The 21524-nt window shown below is 42.4% G+C and carries 14 protein-coding genes and 1 pseudogene; 1 reads left to right on the forward strand and 14 read right to left on the reverse strand.

Annotated elements, in window-relative coordinates; translation table 11 throughout:
- The 10 genes and pseudogenes from ACH2DQ_RS27090 to ACH2DQ_RS27135 all read right to left on the reverse strand — a co-directional run.
- Positions 1–1145 (reverse strand): annotated as a pseudogene (locus ACH2DQ_RS27090) (hypothetical protein); the annotation flags it as partial.
- Entirely contained in the window at positions 1142–6343 is a 5202-nt protein-coding gene (locus tag ACH2DQ_RS27095; protein ID WP_395028689.1) for a fibronectin type III domain-containing protein, read from the reverse strand. The gene ACH2DQ_RS27095 and the pseudogene ACH2DQ_RS27090, both read right to left, overlap by 4 nt.
- A gap of 255 nt (positions 6344–6598) precedes the next feature.
- The gene (locus tag ACH2DQ_RS27100; RefSeq protein WP_394914892.1) at positions 6599–7273 is read right to left on the reverse strand and encodes an HAD family hydrolase; all 675 of its coding nucleotides are present in this window, start codon (positions 7271–7273) and stop codon (positions 6599–6601) included.
- A 35-nt stretch (positions 7274–7308) separates the two neighbouring features.
- Positions 7309–7665: an arsenate reductase family protein gene (locus ACH2DQ_RS27105; RefSeq protein ID WP_394914891.1), complete on the reverse strand. Its 357-nt coding sequence runs from the start codon at positions 7663–7665 to the stop codon at positions 7309–7311.
- A gap of 173 nt (positions 7666–7838) precedes the next feature.
- Positions 7839–8897 carry a hypothetical protein gene (locus tag ACH2DQ_RS27110; RefSeq protein WP_394914890.1) on the reverse strand — a complete coding sequence of 353 codons (1059 nt, stop codon included), beginning with the start codon at positions 8895–8897 and terminating at the stop codon, positions 7839–7841.
- Between the two features lie 293 nt (positions 8898–9190).
- Positions 9191–9352: a rubredoxin gene (gene rd, locus ACH2DQ_RS27115; protein WP_394914889.1), complete on the reverse strand. Its 162-nt coding sequence runs from the start codon at positions 9350–9352 to the stop codon at positions 9191–9193.
- 72 nt (positions 9353–9424) lie between these two features.
- Complete coding sequence (locus tag ACH2DQ_RS27120; protein WP_394914888.1) at positions 9425–10660, reverse strand: NAD(P)/FAD-dependent oxidoreductase; 1236 nt, start codon at positions 10658–10660, stop codon at positions 9425–9427.
- 3 nt (positions 10661–10663) lie between these two features.
- Positions 10664–11107 carry a 4Fe-4S dicluster domain-containing protein gene (locus ACH2DQ_RS27125; RefSeq protein ID WP_394914887.1) on the reverse strand — a complete coding sequence of 148 codons (444 nt, stop codon included), beginning with the start codon at positions 11105–11107 and terminating at the stop codon, positions 10664–10666.
- A gap of 14 nt (positions 11108–11121) precedes the next feature.
- The gene (gene cooS / locus ACH2DQ_RS27130) at positions 11122–13011 is read right to left on the reverse strand and encodes an anaerobic carbon-monoxide dehydrogenase catalytic subunit (RefSeq protein WP_394914886.1); all 1890 of its coding nucleotides are present in this window, start codon (positions 13009–13011) and stop codon (positions 11122–11124) included.
- Positions 13012–13130: 119 nt separating this feature from the next.
- The gene (locus ACH2DQ_RS27135) at positions 13131–14156 is read right to left on the reverse strand and encodes a LacI family DNA-binding transcriptional regulator (RefSeq protein ID WP_395028690.1); all 1026 of its coding nucleotides are present in this window, start codon (positions 14154–14156) and stop codon (positions 13131–13133) included.
- A gap of 206 nt (positions 14157–14362) precedes the next feature.
- Here ACH2DQ_RS27135 and ACH2DQ_RS27140 point away from each other — a divergent pair, with 206 nt between their 5' ends.
- Entirely contained in the window at positions 14363–16351 is a 1989-nt protein-coding gene (locus tag ACH2DQ_RS27140; protein ID WP_394914884.1) for an alpha-amylase family glycosyl hydrolase, read from the forward strand.
- Positions 16352–16438: 87 nt separating this feature from the next.
- Here ACH2DQ_RS27140 and ACH2DQ_RS27145 read toward each other — a convergent pair whose 3' ends face one another.
- The 4 genes from ACH2DQ_RS27145 to ACH2DQ_RS27160 are packed head-to-tail and all read right to left on the reverse strand — an operon-like array spanning position 16439 to position 21416.
- Positions 16439–18238, reverse strand: a complete 1800-nt coding sequence (locus tag ACH2DQ_RS27145; protein ID WP_394914883.1) for a glycoside hydrolase family 13 protein — start codon at positions 18236–18238, stop codon at positions 16439–16441.
- Between the two features lie 9 nt (positions 18239–18247).
- Positions 18248–19093 carry a sugar ABC transporter permease gene (locus tag ACH2DQ_RS27150; RefSeq protein WP_394914882.1) on the reverse strand — a complete coding sequence of 282 codons (846 nt, stop codon included), beginning with the start codon at positions 19091–19093 and terminating at the stop codon, positions 18248–18250.
- Complete coding sequence (locus ACH2DQ_RS27155; protein WP_394914881.1) at positions 19093–19980, reverse strand: carbohydrate ABC transporter permease; 888 nt, start codon at positions 19978–19980, stop codon at positions 19093–19095. Before ACH2DQ_RS27155 ends, ACH2DQ_RS27150 begins: the two co-directional genes overlap by 1 nt.
- A 59-nt stretch (positions 19981–20039) precedes the next feature.
- Positions 20040–21416, reverse strand: coding sequence for an extracellular solute-binding protein (locus tag ACH2DQ_RS27160; RefSeq protein ID WP_394914880.1), 1377 nt, complete (start codon positions 21414–21416; stop codon positions 20040–20042).
- Between the last annotated feature and the right edge of the window lie 108 nt (positions 21417–21524).

Consider the following 21524-nt stretch of genomic DNA (forward strand, 5'->3'; position numbering starts at 1 on the left):
CCACACACACTGCAAGTCTTTGTACGGCTTCCCGCTTCTGTACAGGTTGCTTCTGACACTGTCCAGTCTCCGTATTTATGCTCGGATGCAGGAATCTCTGTAACTTGGTCTCTCACATCGCATCTCGTACAATGAATGGACTTTTCACCATTTTCTGTACAGCTTGCGGCCTTATCTACCGTGAATTCTTTTTCCCAGTCATGTCCCAATGCTGGAATTGCTTCCGTTACTACATCACCACACACACTGCAAGTCTTTGTACGGCTTCCCGCTTCTGTACAGGTTGCTTCTGTTTTCACTTTCCAGTCCCCGTATTTATGCTCCAATGCAGGAATCTCTGTAACTTGATCTCTCACATCGCATCTCGTACAATGAATGGACTTTTCACCTTTTTCTGTACAGCTTGCGGCTTTATCTACCGTGAATTCTTTTTCCCAGTCGTGTCCTAATGCTGGAATTGCTTCCGTTACTACATCTCCGCAAACACTGCAGGTCTTTGTACGGCTTCCGGCTTCTGTACAGGTTGCTTCTGTCACTTTCCAGTCACCATATTTATGCTCCAATTTCGGAATCACCGTGATCTCTTTTCTGGTACTACAGGTTGTACAATGAATGGATTTTTCACCTTCCGTAGTGCAGGTAGCTGCTTTATCCACTGTAAATTCACTGTTCCACACGTGATCCACTAATGCAAGCTCCGCACCTGTTACCTTAGTTGCATTGAGCTTTGCATCCAGGGTTGTGATCTCACCGTTTGTGGAAAACTTTATGTTTTCCGATGGGTTTGTTAACTTTAATGCTCCTAATTTAACCTTACCTGTTGTAGATATTTCTGACAGGCGGTCTACATAAAAAGTGAAGATTGTTTTACTTCCATCTTCTTTTCTGATCATCTTGTGGTAGGTGGAGGGGGACGTATCGTCCCACTCCATGCTACCTTCGGCTTTTTCATTTACAATAATGTCAAATTGTACGGAATATGCCACGCTGTCCAAATTTTCCAACTCAACTGCCCATTCATTGGCAGTGTCTGTAACGGACAACTTTATTCCAGGCTTCTCTGATGCTGCCAGGGCTGTCATGGAGTATAGCAGCATAAGTGCCAATACCCCCAAGAGAACCTTAACCGTTCCTATCTTCCTCAATTGTTCATCCCTCCATCTGCTCCATCGGACTCCAGCCTGATATTCGGCATAGTTTCTTCCGTTGGAGATTGTATCCATAAGGTATTGCTTACGAGACGTTTGCTATCCGCGTTGTTCGGATCGTCTGTACGATACATTACAGCCTGGATTTCAGCCGGAAGTACACTATTTCCACATACACCCTCTGTGAGTGCCGCTTCTTTTTGTACATCAGGTATAAAGATCCAGAAACCATTATTGATCGTTGTCATATCTCCTTCTTTTGGCTCTTCCGCAAAGAGTAATGATACACCGTTCATCGGTCTTTCTACTAATTCAATACTGCTGTCGTCTTTACTGTTATCAACATTGTTAAATCTGCCCTGCAGTAAAATGGTATTATAGACCGGATCTCCACGATAGGTACCTGTCACAATTAAAGTACCTGCCTTAATGACATCTTCTTCTGCCTCACCATACTGGTAATCGCTTTCCAGATAACCGATAGCAGTTTCACTGATTTCAATATCATCACCCGGATAAGACATAAAATCAATGTCATCCATGGTCAGATCATCCGGTAAATTGGTAATCCTGATATATTTCTCATCATAGGTGTCAATTCTGCCGTCTTCTCTTTCAAAGAGATATGTCTGATCCGTAGATCCAACTACGTCCTGATCAAATACCTTAATATCCTTGTACTGGATACCATCTTCGCTGACAGAAACCGTAAGCTTACCGGCTGCCCTGGCACGTTCATATTTCGGTGCCTGTTCCGTTACTTCTTCTGTAACCTTTTCCGTTACTGGTTCTGTTTCTAATTCTGTTTGTACATCTGTTTGTGTATCTGTTTCTGTATTTAATTCTGTATATCTTTCTGTATAAGATTCTGCATTGGATTCTGCATTGGATTCTGTATTTGCTTCCTTCCATGCTGCTGTAACTGCTTCCGAATTGCGATCCGCCTGTGTCTGCGTCTCCTCAGATTTGCCTGAATCGGAAAGAGCTGCTTTCAATTCCGGTAAAGAATTGTTCTTCACCATCTTGGCTTTCGCTTCTGTAACTGCTTCAGAAACTTCTTCAGATGTGGCATTTTTCTGTGTAGCCTGTCCTTTTATTTTGATACCTGCAATGGAGATATTCTCATCTTTCATTGTTACAATAATAGAACCGTCCTCATCAATCTTATAGCTCCATGACTCACGAGGTACCAGATTATCATGTTGTATCTTAATAGAAGGTGATTTTGCCTCAGCAATCACATTTCCGAGTACATCAATAGCTTTTACGGAATACGTAACTTCTCGGTTATTCATGGAACCAATCAGATCCGTAAAAGTAGTATCCTTCGTAAATCCAATACCCTTTCCATTTCTGCTGATCTCATAGCCCTGTACCATAGGATCTTCAGGTGTAAGCCCGGATACGGTAACCGTAGCTGTTTTCTGATCAATCGAAGCGTTTACTTCAATACTTCCGCTAACCGGCGTACTGCCCGCCATCGCTTCTCTTCTGGACTGATCATTGAGATAATAAATCTTACGGCTTTCTTTCTCATATTGACCCATTTCTGCTTTGGCTTCATCACTCAGCACAATTCCCCCGTGCTCAAAGAACTCTGTCAAATCTTTCTGCGCGATATCACTTGCTACCACTGCAAATCTCTGGTCACCCGAGAATCCGCTTCCCTTTTTCTCACGGTAAGCCTTGTTCACCAGGTTATAGAAATTATCATCTGCTCCCAGGTCATATGCCAGATGCAGCTGCCAGTACATTCCAAGTCCAACAAACACATCATTTGGTAAACCTACTGCTCCAATTGAAGTTTTTTCAAATATTTTTTCGTACTTATTACTTGTTTCCAGTCTGGAAGGAAGAGCATTCTGACCTCCGTCATGGGTCTGTCCAAACAGGGAATAAATATTATTCGTAGTTTCTGCTTTTCCTAATGTATCCATCTGATGTCCGATTTCATGTGCGATACCCCATCCGTAAAGTGCATTAGACTTTCCTTCTCCGGTCACACTGGTTGGCCTGCCCTGAGCAAGTGCTCCGGTAGAACCATACCCAATTCCGATATGGGAACCGCTTGCATACATAAATGCTCCTGCAAACATACGCATATAGCGAATATTAACTCTGGATCGTTCAGCTTTCATATTGTCTACACCATGGGTCGTATATAATACATTCAGGAGTTCATCCCATGCAAGTACATTATTGTACAGCTTATCTACTTTTTGCTCCAATGTTTCCACTGAACTTTTAACCGCATCACGTACAGGAACTGCCGGTAGTGATAATAATACGTTCGGTAATGAAATTTCTGTGCTATTTTTAATATTGGTTGTAACGTTTTTGGCAGGTATGGTACTGGTGTAAGCTTCTAATTCAGTAATATAGCTTGCAATAGCCGTCCTTCTCTGCTCTTCATTCATACTTTCCCAATCTGACAGCTCAAGTACTGGGAAACTTGTATACTCACCCCGAACCTGCAGCTTAATCTCATTCTCATTATGCCCGGAATACTGCAGATAAAGCGAACCACCCTTTTCTGCATTAATTGACATAAGCTGTGGGATCTTAATCACATTTCTTCCACTGGTCAATCGAATCTCGCTGCCCGCCCATGAAGAAGCTTCTGCAAAATACTGTGTGGGTGTTATCGTAACCGTTTCACCTTCCGGTATATCTGCGTAGATTACAATTTGTTTTCCTGCATTTGCAACAACACCTAATGGCTGGAATGAATTGATCTTCTTTAAGTTTCCGGTCGTGTCTCTGGAATCAACACCATCAATTATCTTTCCTAATTTAGATGCATCGTTATTCAGTAACGCCCTGGCAATAGATATTTCATCCAACAGAATATCTTGATCAACATAATATCCTGTAGTGTCTTTAAGTAATGCTTCCAGTTCATCAATCTGACCTTTCGTTACTCCATCTGCAAGCTTCGTGAAACTCTTATTTGCAAAAAGTGCTTCTACTTTTTCATTAATACCGGAATAATCGTAGAATGCAATCTCAGACAGAGAAACATTCCCGGAACCGGTATATTGCCCGACTTCAACCCCAATTTTCTTTATATCTTCGGTTTTGGGGAATGTTAATACTGCAAAACCTGTGGTACCCGGATTTCCCTTTAGTGGTAAATTACTTGCCAGTTTCGTCTCCTTGCCATTACTATCCCAGACTCTAATGTTATATGTAGCTATATTCTTCTTATATATTCCATCAAGCCTTGGCACATAGACCACATAATCCATGGTTTTCGGTTCTTTAAATTCGAAGACAAATTCTCTGCTCTGATACCAAACATTTGCCGTCCAGTGAGTAAAATAATCTCCATCTAAAACATCCCACACCTTAAATGTTCCCTGGTAAGCCGGATCTACATTCCAGGATGCAGTCATACTGATCTTCGAAACATTATCATTGGAAATTCTATTTAAAGTTGGAATTACCGGTGGAACTATTTCTTCTCTTTTCGGTATGCCGGTTGATATCAGAGATTTTCCACTCTCACCCACTGCGTTGCTGGCTGTAACATAAACTTGATATTCTTTATCATTAATCAAATTTGGTATTACATAACTTGTTGCTGTTAACCCGCTCTTTGCTTTCACATAATTGCCCGTACTGTCCGCCAGCTTATAATAGACACTATACGTTTCCGCATTCTTCGTCTTACCCCAGCTTGCCTTCAGGGAATTATCACCGGAAGCAACCTTTAAATTATCCGGAGGTGAAGGCGGTGTCTTTGGCTTCGGCGTAGCCGCTATTTCCTGTGATGCCGGACCTTTCCAATCGCCGTTCACTGCATATACGACAAAATAATATGTAACATCATTTTCTAACCCTTTTATCTCTGCCGTAGTTCCTTCTACGGATACCTGGTCGGTATATTTTCCGGATTCCAAACCGTATTTCACCATATATCCGGTTACATTATCTACTGCTTTCCATGTTAATGTGACAGTTTCATTATCTTCTGCCGCCTGGACATTCTTTGGAACAGCACTGTCATTGGTAGGATTAGCCGGAACAATATCTTTTAAGAATTTAATTTCTTCCACTACCGCATAGGTAGGCTTGCCTTCTTCATTTGCTACCTTGGTTACGGTAATCGTTACTTTCTTCACCGCTACCCGTGCTCCCAGATTGATGACAACCGTGCTTCTGCCTTCTCTTGTTTCGATGGCATGTACTCCCTGGGGTACTTCGTTGGAAAATTCAAATTTCTCCGTATAGATCTTACCATTCTCTTCGTAATCTACCGTTGCCACTCCCGCTTCAATTGCGCCGGAGGAAGATGGAGATGCGATCTCAATCTGTTCCATCTGTACGGGCTGTTCAAATGACACCGGAATACTCAGATTCTTACCTTCACTTGTTTCAAATGTTACCGGTGCGGAGTTTGGTTTCAGAATATCTTCTGCAGCACCTGTAGTTACAGTCACATCCTCAGGCAGATCCTTCATTGTTGCCACTGCCGCTGCAATGACTTCCGTATCATATAATACTGCCTGTCCTACTGCACTGCGGTTACGGTTCACCAATGCAATATCCTTGATGTCAACGATACCATCGCAATTTAAATCTGCTGCAGCATCTTTAGAACCTGCTGCAATATTTTGTGTCCCTAATGCAGTCTCTACTACTGCCAAATCCTTGTCATTTACAGCACCGTCACCATTTACATCTCCCATGGTAAATGCCTGGCTCTTTGTATCCAGTACAATTTTTTTAGAGAAATCTTTCAGTGCAATTTTATCAGACAGGTAGGATTTGTACCCCTTTCCCTTTAATGCAATCTGGTAATCGCTGTTATTTGGTAAATTGGTAAAACTGACATTGTAATAATTTACCTCAGACTCTGTAGTGATCGGAACCCCGAAACTATTCAGCGCCTCCATTTTTGCGACACCATTATGGTCTTCTAATATAGTAAAACCTTTTTCATCCTCTGTTTTTTCACCTAATTCAATTTCAGCCAAAACACTTCCAGATCCATTCAGCAGCTGCGCTTTTATATCTTTTTGCTGAACGGTATTCAACGCTTCCGGATAGCTGAGATCCAGGACTACGCTAATATCACCGTTACCTTTTGTGCCAGCTGCAGTATCCTTTTCATTCTCTGCTGCAAATGCTGTTACATCAACACTTGTAAACAGAAGAATCATGGCTAAAAAACCTGCCAATACTCTCTTCATTATATTCTCCTTCCTCATAATATGTTTTGGAAAAAGTCTGTTGATTTACTCCATAATTTACCATATTTAGAGTTTAAAAAAACAACTGCTCGTCATCTACAAACAATTGTTTTTTCGACAGACTTCTCCTTAATTCATACTACTATGATGCCTTAAGTTGGTAAATTTGTCAATAGTTTTAGTCACATATTTCCATCAAGTTTTCATTTTTATTTTTCTCATGTGACCGCACTTCTTTATTTCGTTTTATTATAATTAAACTGACTTCAAAACCTCCTTCACATCTCTGAGATTTTCACATATTTTCAAACATTTTTTCTCTATTTCTTCCGTAGGCCGGTCCAGATCCGGTACCATGACTACTTTACAGCCGGCACTTGCTCCCGCCCGGATTCCATTCGGACTGTCTTCTAAAACCAGGCACATTTCCGGATCTGTATCCAGCTTTTTTGCAGCCAACAAAAAAACATCCGGTGCCGGTTTGCTATATTCTACTTCATCACCGCAGACAACTGCATCAAAATCCATAGGCAGCCCAGCCAGTTCAAAGTACCATTCCACCGTGTTCCGGTGGGTGGATGTGGCCAAAGCTCTTTTATACCCTTTTTCCTTTAGATATGCTAAAAGCTCTGTCAATCCATCTTTCATAGGCATTCCGTACTGATTCAGCCAGCCGTTTAGATATTCACACCGAAGACTGCGTGCCTCATCGTAATCCACCTGCTCTCCATACCATTCAAAGAAAAGATTTCTGGCATCTGCCACATTTCTTCCACGGGTCTGTGATAGCTTCTCGTCATCAATTTCAAATCCCAGAATACCCCCTGCATATTTCCAACCGTCTGCTGCCAGCCTTTCCGTATCAAACATCAATCCGTCCATATCAAAAATCACAGCCTTAACTGCACCGTTATTCCGCTCTTTCTTCATCTTCTGTAACTGGCACGGCAAATACCGCTCTATTATTAAACCAGTTTTTCCTCCCAATCTTTTTCTTTAAAACCAACCAGTACAAAATCATCCCCTACTACCAGCGGTCTCTTAACCAGCATTCCATCGGTTGCTAGTATCTCATATTGTTCTTCTTCACTCATTTGCGGGATTCTTTCTTTCAGATTCAATTCCTTATAGACCATACCGCTTGTATTAAAAAACCGTTTTAAAGGTAGTCCGCTTCTGCAATGCCATTCTTTAAGCTCTGCAGCTTTTGGATCTTCTTCTTTTATATGGCGGTCTTCAAATTCCACCTGATGTTCTTTCAGCCACTTCTTTGCTTTCTGGCAAGTAGTGCATTTTGGATATTCTACAAATAATACTGACATCTATTTTTTCCTCCTGTAATTTCATTTTCCTTATAGTTTGAAACAGACTTTATTACCAAAAATAAAATAAGGGAATATGCTCAGATGCCCCATGCATATTCCCCTTTAAATCATCAACCAATCCGGTACAGCAGGTATCTATTGTACCAGAGCTTGTCTGAAAATCATTCTTACTACTGTGCAGCATTCACATCTGCATTATTATTTTCACCTTGTCCTGCATCTGATGCATTAGACTCGGTTGTTGCGTTTGATTCGGAAGAAGCACTTGAATCTGTATTCGCATTTGTCTCTGCATTGTTGCTTCCTGCATCTGTACTGGCGCTGCCGCCGGTGGTATCGGTAATCGATGTAACCTTAGCACTGCTTACATCACCTGTGTAGTTAATGCCAACTGTTTCGCCAACCATCAGGCCTCCCGTGATATTTACCGGAACTCCTGTGATGGTAAATGTTAACTCTTGTCCATCATCTGCTGAAATAGAAAGGGTGCTCATTGTAACAGCTGTAATAGTTCCTGTTACTTTCGTACTGTTCTCCGTCTGTGGCGCTGAATTTGTTGTATTGTCGGTAATCTCTACCGCCGGTACAATTTCCGGACCATATACATCGCCTGTGAATTTTACTGATACATAATTTGTATCCTGAATACCATTTCCAAGTACCATTTTACATTTGTCATGTGTAAAATAATAGGAATCTCCGTCATCACCAAGAATTACAATTCTTTCTCCGGTAATGTCAGAAATTGTTCCGTTTAATGTTCCTCCGGTTGCATTCGGATCAGCTGTTTCTGATACAATTGGCTCACCTTCCGTAATCTTCTCAGCGCTTGCATCCATGTCTTTTATGCCAGATACCTTTGCTCCCGATGTATCTGTGTCCACTACTTTGCCTTTGTACAGGATGGTAATCTGGCTACCAACCTTCAGCTCTGCCGTTGTCTGCACCTGTGCGCCTGTTGTTGTAAATGTAAGCTTCTTGCCCCTTGCTGTCTGAATATCAACGGAATCCGCTGTCACCCCTGTCACGAGTCCGTTTAATTCTCTTGTCTTATCCGTGCTGCTTTCTGTCTGCGGTTCTGTAGTCTGTGTCTGAGTCTCCGTCTGTGCTGTAGTCGGAGCTTCGGTCACTGCCAGTGTCTGCGGTTCTGTTTCCTTATCTTTATCGCCGCATCCTGCTAAAGATACCGTAACCAATAATGCTGCAAAAAACAATGATATCCTCTTCATTATTTATTCCTCCTTAATTTTCCTCAATTATAAGTATTACCAGATTTCACCTTATAATCCATTTCATTATAAAACTTTCTACACCAAAAAGCAACTTTTACTGGAAAAATTTATAAACTCTTCAGTATTGCATCGTAATTGTATCACTTATTTAGATTATCTTAAGAAAAAGCTGCCATCAGAAACGGAGCATTTTTCTATTTCTCCGTACTGCGTGGCAGCTTTTTCTTTCCCCGGCAGCGATGAAGCATACGCGGGTATTTGCATATCTAAGTAACCTTTTGTAAATAAAATTATTCAGCTTCTACGAAAACATCTTTTCCCATACCACAGATTGGGCAAACCCAGTCTTCTGGAATATCTTCAAATGCTGTTCCAGGAGCAATTCCGCCATCTGGATCACCAATTTCGGGATCATATTCATATCCGCATGGTTCGCAAATATATTTTTTCATGTTGTTTCACCTCCTTTAAATAATGTAAGTCTTTTGAAAACTATAAACTGTATTATAACATATTTTTAAAATTTATCCAGCAAATTCGTACGCGCCGGTATTTTCATTATACCCATAAAAATCTGCAAAAGACAAATTAAATACCTTTTCTGACAAATCTCCCAGGGGAATCTGTTTCCGAATCAGGTATAAATAGATACCGGTATTGGAAATATCTCCCTGGATCAGAATGCTCTGAAGTTTTCCGTCCTTAATAAAGGCTTTCTTATAGCTGCCTTTTCCCTTTTGGGTAAAGATCTTAACGCCTTCTTCTTTATCATCCAGTTTACCCACGGACAGCATTGTTATTCCATAGAAATTACTGGTATTTTTGAACGGATACGGTTTCTCATATTCCAGAACTGCGCCGCACATATTCATTGCTGCCGTTTTTCCCTGCTCCATGGCATCCGGCCATACACCGGATAATCCTGTCACATCACCTGCTGCATAGACATTTGGAATATTCGTTTGTAAAAATTCATTTACCCCGATTCCCCGTTCTATTTCAATGCCGCTGTCCTTTAGAAAATCCACCTTTGGGCGGACTCCTGCTGCCACAATGATAAAATCACAGGGGATACTTTCACCATTTGACAGCTGAACCGCTATGATATTTCCATTGTCATCTACCACGGAATCATTTGCAGAAACCCCAAGTTTAAAGCTGCATCCCGCCTTTTCAAATGCCGCCTGATAGACACTTGCCGCATAAGCATCTGTCTGAAGGGGCATTACACGGTCAGCCATTTCTGCTATGGTAACCTTGGCTCCCAGGTGGGTCAATGCTGACGCCGCATCCAGTCCAACCAATCCCGAACCTACAATAAATACATTTTTCCCGTAAGTATCAAGGGCATCCTTTATTGCCCTTGCGTCACTTAAATCCCGGAAACCAAAAACATTATCTGCCTCCCGAAAATGAGGAATCGGCGGTACCACATAAGAGGATCCGGTTGCCAGAAGCAGCTTATCGTATGGTACAAATGCTCCACAGGACAGCGTTATTTCCTGCTTCTTTGTATCCACCTGGGTTACTGCTTCCGTATCAATAAAACGGATTTTGTTTACTTCAAAAAAATTCTCCGGAACAAAATTAATTCCTTTTTCTGTCCGCTCTTTGCCCAGGACTTTGTGCAGCATACAGCGGGAATGAACCTGGTCATCAATGGAAATCATTGTAATTTCCGCATCATCTTCCATTTTTCGGATACGCTCTGCCGCTTTGATTCCTGCGGCACCAGCTCCGACGATTACAAATCTCTCCATATGTTACACCTCCTTTACAAAGATTGCCTGCTTTGGACAGGCTGCCACACAAGACGGGCCTTCTGCTTTATCCTGACAGAAATCACATTTAATCATATAGGTTCTAGAATAATCGGGCTTTGGCACCCCGAATTTACAGTTCATTACACACATATAACATGCTGCACATTTATCCCTGTCGTAATCCACCAACCCGGTCTTCAGATTTTTCACCAATGCTCCGCTCATGCAGGCACCAACACAGTCCGGCTCATCGCAGTGGCGGCAGAACACCGGAGTATAGCCGCCCTTTCCATCATTATAGATATAGTTCCGGGATTCATTTTCCGGGTCCGTCAGGCACAGGTCATAGATGGTACCAGATGTCTTACGGTGGGCATTCATACAGGCAATGCTGCAGTTCTTGCATCCGTCACATTTAGATGCGTCTACAAATATACGTTTCATAAGGCGCCACCTTTCTAGATATTAAGAGCACTTCTCTTTTCTTCTATGATTTTCTCCAAAGTATCAGCGGATGATTTCGCATCTCCATCAATAATAACCTGACCGCCTGTCAGTGCTTTCATATCTTCTGTCAGGACTTTTGTTACCAGTGAACTTCCGGTCACGAAAGGAGGTACTCCAAGGTGAAGGGGCAGTCCCAGAGCAAGACCAAAGCATCCGTCTGCAAGCGCCTGCTCTTCCAGCCACTGTGCTGCAGATAAAACCAGTGGAAGCTGTGGAATATCAATGCCGATTTCTTTTGCAAGCTCCGTTGCCACCATTTCCAGTCTGCCGATAGCAAGGCATGGACCAAAGTTCAATACCGGAGGAATTCCAAGGGATTTACATACTTCTTTTAAGTTCGGTCCTGCAAGCTCTGCTGCTTCCGGTGTCATCAGTCCGCAGTTCTCAATACCGCCTGAAGAACATCCAGCACTAAGGACAATAATATCTCTTTTAATCAGCTCTTTGGTAAGCTCTACCGTTAAAGTATCATGTCCGTAAGCAACACTGGAACATCCTACAACGCCAGCCACACCTTTGATCTTTCCGGATACAATTAAGTCAATTAATGGCTTCCAGGAATCACCCAGGAATTTTTTCAGGGAAATTTCGCTGACGCCGGTTAATGTATTTTTATTTCCGTGTTCCGGAAGGAGATTCATTTCCACGCTGCCGCGGCGTGCAACGTATCCCGCAATAATTTCATCGATGATACGGTCCCCGTCTTCTACCCTGCTCTCAAATTTAAATGGAATCAGCTCTGCATTTCTCTTCTTCGCCACATCATCAATACAGATCTGCTTAATCTGAAGTTCTTCACAAATAGGTTCAATGCCAGGCAGGGTACAGTTGAATTCAGAAAGAACCGCATCAATTCCTCCGGTAGCCAGAATTGCTTCACTTGTATAGTTATTGCCTGCATGGCCGTCAAATATCTCTGTATAATGTGCACCACGAAGCTGAAGATCCTGGCCTACGCAGGTACAGCCAACCAGTTTAAATCCTTTTGCGCCGACTGCTTTCGCTTTCGCCACTACGTCTTCTTCAATCAGACGGTCCTGGATATATGTAAACATGGAGTGCTGGTGTCCGGTAATCATAATATTGATATAATCCGTGTCAATTACGTTAAGTCCCACCGGTGCAAAACGAATTTCCGGTTCCCCTAACAGGATATCATTTAACAGATTTGTAAGCATCAGACCATATACACCGGTGGAAACTCCCAGCTTCAGGCAGTGAACCAGCATATCCATAGGATCGGAATTCAGGTTCGTGGAACATTTTACTACACCTGAGAATACTTCTGACTTGGATCCGCCCGGCATAATTCCAAGTGCTTTCCATGCGTCAAGGCGTTTGCTGTAAGCCAGTTTCTCAATTAATTCCATCTGTACATATTCCGGTTTGTAGAGATCAGCCAATACTGCATCGGCAACGTTTACTGCCAGATCATATACATCTTCACCTTCGATACCAAGTACTTCAGCTAAATTCCGAAGGGAAGCTTCTGAACGGATCTTACCCTTTGCAAGAGCTGTATTCTTAAGATTCAGCGCCGTATTTTCCACAACATGGATATAACATCCGCTTCCTGCTGCCACAGCCCTTAAGAAATTCCTGGTAACAATGGTATCCGCATCTGCACCACAGATACCTCTTGGAGATTTCGGTGTAATTCTGCAGGGTCCGTTGGCACAGAGACGGCAACAGACGCCCTGCAGTCCAAAACCGCATTTTGTAGACTGGGATTCAACCCTGTGATGAGATGTCTCCATAGGTAATGTCTTAATAAAAGCCTCCAAAGGTTTGTCTGCACTTTTGCAGGTGTTGCAGCTGAAACAGGAACTACAATTTGACATGAAAATATCCTCCTTTAATGTATGCTTATAAATTCATTTGATATCAATAACTGTTATTGATACTATAACATGAAAATTTTCATTTGTGAAGAGGGTATTGATAAATTTTTATCAAATTTTTAGAATATCTTTTTCCTGCATGTGGTTTCCCGGACTACCAATTTGGGAAGGGTCGTATAATACTGAACCTGAAGCAGCGGGTGTCTGATTTTCTGGAGCAAAAGTTTCCCCGCCTGAATCCCCATGTCGTATACATCAATATCCACTACCGTCATAGGCGGCTCGATCATATGGGATAAAGGGAAATCATCAAAGGAAATGACGGACATCTGCCCCGGCACCAGAACTTTCTGCTCATCCAGCGCCCGCATGACACCATAAGCAATCTTGTCATTTTCGCAGATAATCGCTTCCGGTCTCTCGGGTGCATCCAATAATTCCAATGTAAGAAGATAACCGCTTTCCTTGGTATAGGTTCCGTGTTTGATAAAATGCTCCGGCACGCCAAGACCATTATCTCTCATGGCTGAAGTAAAGCCCAGCAGTCTGTCTGTGGAGATCTCGTCTTCTTTTCTCCCACCCACAAATGCAATTTTGGTATAACCATACTCAGCCAGATGAGTTGCCGCCATTTCTCCTGAGATGCAGTTATTGATATCAATCCAGCACACCGCACTTCTAAACCTGGGTTTTCCAATTAATATGTGAGGAAATGCTTCAATTACCAGTAATTCCGCCAGTTCTTTTGATGTGGCGGAACCGTGAACCACAATTCCATCAGCACGTTTTCTGGCTATGGCGTCTTTTGCAATGGAAAGTGCTTCTTCTTTACTGACAGCTCCTGTAAAGCTCATATTATAGGACTTAGCTCCAAGTATCTTCTGAACCCCGCACATTATTTCGAACATGTGGGGATTGGAGAACGCAATGCCCGGCTCTAACTTAGTAAGGAATATGATATTGTTTGTTTTTTGCCTTGCAAAATTACTTGCCTGGGAATTTGGATGGTAATGCAGTCTTTCCATGATCTCCTTCACACGGTCTTTTGTGGCATCCGAAATCGTGGGAGCATCATTGATTACTTTGGAAACCGTTGAAATGGAAACACCGGCCTCTCTTGCAACATCTTTTATTGTTATTTTCATAAATGCACCTCCTGTGCTCAATCTTATCTATATATTAAAGCGCTTTCCTAATTTATTCAATCATTTTACCTATTATCATATTGATCATTACAAAATATATAGTATAATTTCACATATATATCATGATATGTAAGAGTTGATTAAGCAATTTGTTTTATTTTCAGTTTCAAACAAGTAAATCGTTTTCCCATTTAAGGAGGAAGAGTATGAAATTAAGTAAAATGAAAAAACTGCGCCGTTATCTATTTTGTTTCTTATGTATGATATTGCTTTCGGTCACATTGTTGCCCGCGAATGCCTATGCCGCCACATCCCTCAGGGGGGAATCCATCTATCAGATTATGGTAGACCGTTTCTATGACGGTGACTCAGGGAATAATGCAGCCGGTGAAGCCTTTCGTTATACCGAAAACAGCCAGGATGATTTCCGGTATATGCATGGCGGTGACTGGCAGGGTATTATAGAAAAAATACCCTACATAAAAGGGATGGGCTACACCGCCATTTGGATTTCCCCGGTTTCAGATCCACAGCTTTGGGGCGTGCCGGATGCATCCGGCAAACAGTGGCCGACCGCCTATCACGGCTACAATGTATTTGATCCCAACAGGGCAAGCCGGTATTTCGGTACGGAAGATCCGGATGCCAGTAAAGCAAAGCTGAAAGAACTGGTAGATCTCTGTCATCAGAATGATATCAAAGTAATTTTCGATATTGTGCCAAACCATGTGGGAGATTATCTTCAGGGAACCGGAAGCGATGCCCATTATCTTACCGATACCGGTTTAAAAGAGGGTACCCAGCTAAAACCCGCGGCTCCTTTTGACAACATAAGCTGGTACCACAATCTTGGGGATATTGATTTTTCAAAAGAACTGCCCCATACCCCGGAAAGTACGCAGATGCTGGAAGACCATGATCTGGGCGGCCTGGATGACATCGACTATCACAACCCGGATGCAAAAGCCGCTATGTTTGGTTCTATCAAAAACTGGTTTGATGAAACCGGAGCGGATGCGGCACGTGTGGATGCGGCTAAATGTATGTATCCTTCCGATATTAACGAACTTCAGAACCTGTTAAATGTGGCCACTTTCGGTGAAAATTTTGATATGGATGTAAATTTCATCAAGGACTGGGTTGGTGATAACGGAGAAACCGGTATGTTGGATTTTCCTCTGTTCCAAGCTATTGTCAATGATTTTGCAAAGGGACAGAACTTCAACAACACCTCCGAAATATCTCTGCAGTCCATCTTTGACCAGGATTATTTATACGGCACCCATGCAAACGACATGGTAACTTTTATTGATAACCATGACAGAAACCGCTTCTTAACGGAAGCCGGAGGGGATATAAGCAAACTGCAAAATGCCCTGACCTTCCTGTTTACCGCCCGGGGTATACCGGTCGTATTCCAGGGAACGGAACAAAACCGCGGAAATGCAAATGGACAGCTGATTGATGGCATTGCGGATACCTGGAACCGATGGTCCATGGTGACAAAAGACGCTGACGGCAATGTAATCAACGATTATTTCAACACTGACACCGACACCTATCAGCTCATCGCCCGCTTAAACAGCCTGCGCAGACAGTATCCGGCTCTTCAGGATGGAACTCAGCGTGAAATGTGGACATCCACTCATTTCTATGCATTTTCCAGAAGAATAGACAGCGGTGAAAATGAAGGCCAGGAACTGATCTGCGCTTTTCGCAATGCAGAGGGCGCAGAAACTGTCACGATGTCGGTCCGTGCTGAGAGCACCCTGGCACCAGGTACCGTGTTGGTGAACACGCTGGATGAAAACGACCGCATAGCTGTCAGCAGTGATAGGAAAGTAACCATTACGTTAAACGGAAACCAGTCCAAAATTTACGCCCCGGATCCAGCCTCTTCCCAGTTGTCAAAAGTTACCTTTACCATACACAACGCGGCCACAGCCTGGGGTGAAAATATTTATATTGCCGGCAATACGCCGGAACTGGGTAATTGGAATACGAATCTGGCAGCCGGACCTGCAACCTGCCCCAACTATCCCACCTGGACATTGACCGCTTACCTTCCAGTAGGGCAAACCATTGAGTTTAAAGCTATCCGTAAAGACAGCAATGGCAAGGTAACCTGGCAGAACGGAAACAATCACACATATACGGTTCCTGCAAATGAGGGGAATGTAGAAATAAACTGGTAATTTTAAAAAAACTGTTTGTTATTTGGGATCAGACTATTGGTTTATAAATGGCAGCGTGGATTCCACGCTGCCGTATTTATTACCTGATTACTCAGAAGTTTCCTTTCGGTATATGATCACAAAGCCGGAAGCCCCAATGCTTTCCTCTGATATCCCTTCCCCGTACAGAACTGTGCTTTCTTCCTTCTCTTCCATACCGCATAAATCCATCCCACTCAAATCCATCCCACTCAAATCCATTCCACATAAATCTACCCCAGTATTCATTTGAATCTCTATTACATCATTTTTATCTCTTCGCTCTAGTATCAGCAGGTTCTTCTGGTTCTCCGGCACATATAGTCTTCCTTTCATGCCGCTTTTAACATACTTCTTTCTGATCTTCATGACTTCTTTTACAAATGCAGCTGTCTCATTCCTTTCCTCCCACTTCATAGGACTTCGATATGCAAACTCCTTAATTCCTTCAATTCCTTTTTCATCTCCATAAAATAAACTTGGTATTCCGGGATAAAATGCCAATACCAGGAATGCCAGCTTCCATTTCTTTAGATCACCGCCGCACAACGAAAGGAAACGCGGCACATCATGGCTGTCAAGGAGATTCAGCTGGCAGTCCGATACATGATCCGGATAACGGTAATACATCTTTGCCATAGAAGAAGCAAAGGTTTCGCCATCCATCTTTCCCAATGCAAAAAAGTCGCGGCAAAGCCCCCGGAATTTATAATTCATAACAGAGTCAAACATATCGCCTTTTAGCCATACCCGGGCATTTTCCCATACTTCGCCAATCAGGACTATTTCCGGATTTATGGCTCTTGCTGCCTGTCGAAAATGACGCCAAAATTCTTTGGATACCTCATTTGCCACATCCAGCCGCCACCCGTCTATGTGATATTTTTCTATCCAATAGCGGCTTACATCTGCAAAATACTGCTGTACTTCCTTATTAGCTGTATTGAGCTTAGGCATTTTTTTCTCATATGCAAAGCAGGCATAGTTTGGCAACTCTTCATCTTCCGGGCGTACAACCGGAATTTCCAAATCATAAAACCAATCTTTATATACGGAGTTTTCTCCATTTCGCACCACATCCTCAAAGGCAAAAAAATGCCAGCTGCAGTGGTTAAACACACCATCTATAATCAAATGCATGCCACGTCTGTGCACTTCTTCCGCAAGACAGCCAAATTCTTCGTCCGTACCCAGGCAGGGATCTACATGATAGTAATCCCAGATATCATATTTATGATACTCGCCTGCTGCGAAAATAGGATTCAGATAAATGCAGTTAAATCCCATATCCTGTATATAGTCCAAATTCATCAGGATACCTTTGATGGTTCCCCCCAGCCTGTTTTTACTTCTGTTTCCGCTTTCCGTAAGAATATCATGGCTTTGTATTTTCAAATTTTCTTTTTCATTAGCAAAGCTGTCCGGGAAAATATTATAAACCACTGCGTTTTGAAACCATTCCGGGATCTGTTGTTCTTCCTGACGCAGCATATAGGGATATTGGTAATACTCACTGCGCCCTTCCACAATCTGCCCATGGATATCCAGATCGGCTAATTCCCTGGTAAAACGGTCCCCGTAATAATAGATCCACTCCATTTGTTTTTCCAATTTGAAATAATAACAAACTCTCTCATATGGGCTTTGAAATGTCACTTCATAATAATCATGAAGTGCATCCCTGAGAACCATTCTCATGGGCAGATATGCAAACTCCACCGGTGTATGCATGTCTGCCCGGTCTGCATAGTAAAGGGAGCACCCCGTTAAGTCCCCTGCTTTTGCCCTCAGCCTGATTGTCAGGACATTCCCGCTTCTTACAAATGCGTATTCAGACTGGGGGATATGTAAAATTGCACTTTTCTCCATTTGAACCACCTAACCTTTCACACCTCCGGCTGTCAACCCGGATATCATATATTTTTGTATACAGAAGAAAACGACTAAAATTGGAATAGATACAAGAATAGCTGCCGCCGAAAACAAAGGCCAGCTTCTGCTGTAATCACTTGACTGCAGCTGATACAATCCGCCTGCCAGGGTATAATGATCCGCATTCATCATAAATGTGGTAGCAAAGAGATATTCATTCCACACGAAAATTAAAACCATTACCGCAGTCACAATTATAGCGGGTCTTGCCAATGGCAGTACAATCCGGTACAGTAACTGAAAATTACTGGCGCCATCAATCTTAGATGCCTCTTCAATCTCCACCGGTATGGTATCAAAGTACCCTTTCATATTCCAGATAGCAAAAATGCACATGGATCCTGCATAAATAATGACAAGACCGATATTAGAATTCAGCAGATGGAACGTCTTAAACAGTCGGAAAATTGCAAACATGGAAAGAATCTGGGGAAAAGCATTCAACAGTAAAAGCAGCCGTAAGATCTGTTTTCTTCCTTTATAACGGAACCGGGAAAAGGAGTAGGATGCCGTTACCGCCGTTCCCATTGCTAAAATCATTGTTCCCACACTTAGTACAACCGAATTCTTCAGCCACAGTAAAAACGGCTCATTTACCAATATTGAGCGATAGTTCTCCCAGGTAAACTCCTGAGGGATAAAAAACTGTCCCGAAGAAAGTGCCGAAGAACCATTACTAAAGGAAAGAGACAGGGCATATAGAATTGGAATAAGCCCGATTAAGCACAAAACGATAAAAACCAGATTCAGGACGGTTAATCCAAGTAAATTTTTTATTTTACGTCTGCCCATTATAGTTCCTCCTTCAATCCACGATTTGTAAAAAATGAAAACAGTATGATAAATCCAAATATAATGATTGATACAGCGGAAGAAAGCCCATAATTATTGGAAACAAAAGCATTTTCATGGGCATAAGTTATAATGGTATCCAGTGTTGCACCGGATAATGAGCCTTTTTGCTTGGTCAGCAGATAGATGATATCGAACTGCTTAAAGGTAGTAAAGGTGGTCATAATTACAGCAGGTGCCATAATTGGTTTTAATACCGGAATCGTGATATAAATATTTCGTTTAAACGGCCCCGCACCGTCTAACTTTGCGCTTTCATAATAGCTCTGATCAATACTCTGCAGCGCCCCATCAATCATCATTATCATAAACGGCAGTGCCATCCACAGGTTCAGAACCATGCTGGACATAAATGCCGGAACATTTTGGGAAAGGAATTCCACTTTCGGCATCCCCAGAGCTGACAGTACCTTATTAAATAACCCGAACTCTGTATTAAACATCCCCACCCGCCATAAAAGGATGGAAACATATGCCGGCATTGCCCAGTGGAACATCAAAAGCGTTTTATAGAATCTGCTTAACTTTAAGCCCTTCACATTTAATCCCAGGGCGATGAGATAAGCCACGCCAACCTGTATGACCATATTCAGGACAGTCCAGATTATAGTAGTAAAAAGAGCGGACAGAAATCCGGAATCAATTTTCAGCAATGCCCGCTCATAGTTTTTTAAGCCTATAAATTTAAAATCAAACCAATGATACAGATTCATATTGGTGAGGGATATATAACCGGTATATAAAATTGGAAAGATGACAATGGCTCCAATTAAGATTACTGCCGGAGTACAGTACAGCCACGGCAGTAATTTTCTCTTTTTATTCATCTCTGACTCCTTTTTTAGAACATGTTTGAAGAGAGTGGACATCACTGCCCACTCTGCATTTATTTCATATCAGAAATAGCGGACTCCGCTTCTTTTTGGTATTGATCTGCTGCCTGGTCTACATCTTCGCCAGACTTATTTACTGCTGCCAGAAGCGATTCTGCCGGTCCCCACATTACGCTCATCTCCGGAATATTCGGCATGGGCTGTGCAGTCTGAGCCGTCTTTTTCATCGCCGCAATCATTTCATTGCCCGCTACATCAGGATCATCATAAGCCTTTTCGTTAGCAGGCGCGCAGTTAGAATCCTTCGCTAAAGCAATCCCCAGATTCACATCCAGCATTGCCGTCAGGACTTTTTGTATCACATCTTTCTTATCATTGACCGCATGTGCCATGACGCCTACCCCCTGAATCCCGGCATAAGGTGCCAGCGCTTTTCCATTTGGCAATTTGATATCCGATAACGACTTGATGCCTAAATTAATTCCTGCATCTTTGATTCCGGAAACCAGCCAGGGTCCGCCAATAATCGCTGCCGCTTTTTTATCATTAAATAGTGTCGTCACCGTATTATAATCTCCATCCGCTTCCAGGTCCGCAAACTTTTTATGATAGGAAATTGCTTCTTTCGTCTCTTTGACATTTAATCCCGGTTCCCCTTTTTCATTGATGATATAACCGCCAAACCCATTGATGAACGGAGAAACATTATACGCGGTAGAATGTTGGTTCACTAATGCATAAGTACCATTTGCCGTATCTGTATTTGCTTTCATGTAGTCATAAATCCCCTCCGTAGTATCCGGGATCTCTCCCTGCCACAGATCCTTATTGTACATCAGCAGAAGTGTTTCAAAATAAACGGGCAGAAGATACTGCTTTTCTTTATACACACCGGCGTCCACCGTCATTGGCAGAAGATTCTGCAGTTCTTCTTCACCAATCACATCCGTAATAGGCGCCAGAACTCCCATTTCAACAAAAGTTCCCAGAGAATCATGTGCATACAGATACATATCCGGTCCATTTTCAGCATCGTTGCCATATAACTTGATCTGATCCGTCAATCCTGTTTTCTTTTCAAATGCTACGTTTATCTGATCCTTTTCCAGGGTTTTATTGACGGTATCCTGAATTGTCTTCATGATAGCCTCATCCCCGTCGTGCCAGATTTTCACGCTGGAGGATTCCATTTTTTCTGTATTTTCCTTATTTTCTGTACTTTCCGCATTCTCTGTTCCTACCTTATTCTCCGTACTTTCTTCATTCTCTGTTCCTGCCTTATTCTCTGAGCTTACCCCGTTCTCCGTACTTTCCTTATTGTCCGTATTCACATTTTGCTGTTCACTCGTATTACTGTTGACGGAACTGCATCCTGCCAATATACCTGATACCATAGCAGCACATAAAATTACACTTAACCCTCTTTTCATGATTTACCTCCTTTTGGGAAACTGTTTTCACTAGTCTCCATTTAAATCAACTCATTTGCTCTGTTTTATATGTTATTTTTATCATAATAACGAGTATACATCAATATT

It is taken from the genome of Robinsoniella sp. (assembly GCF_034124845.1).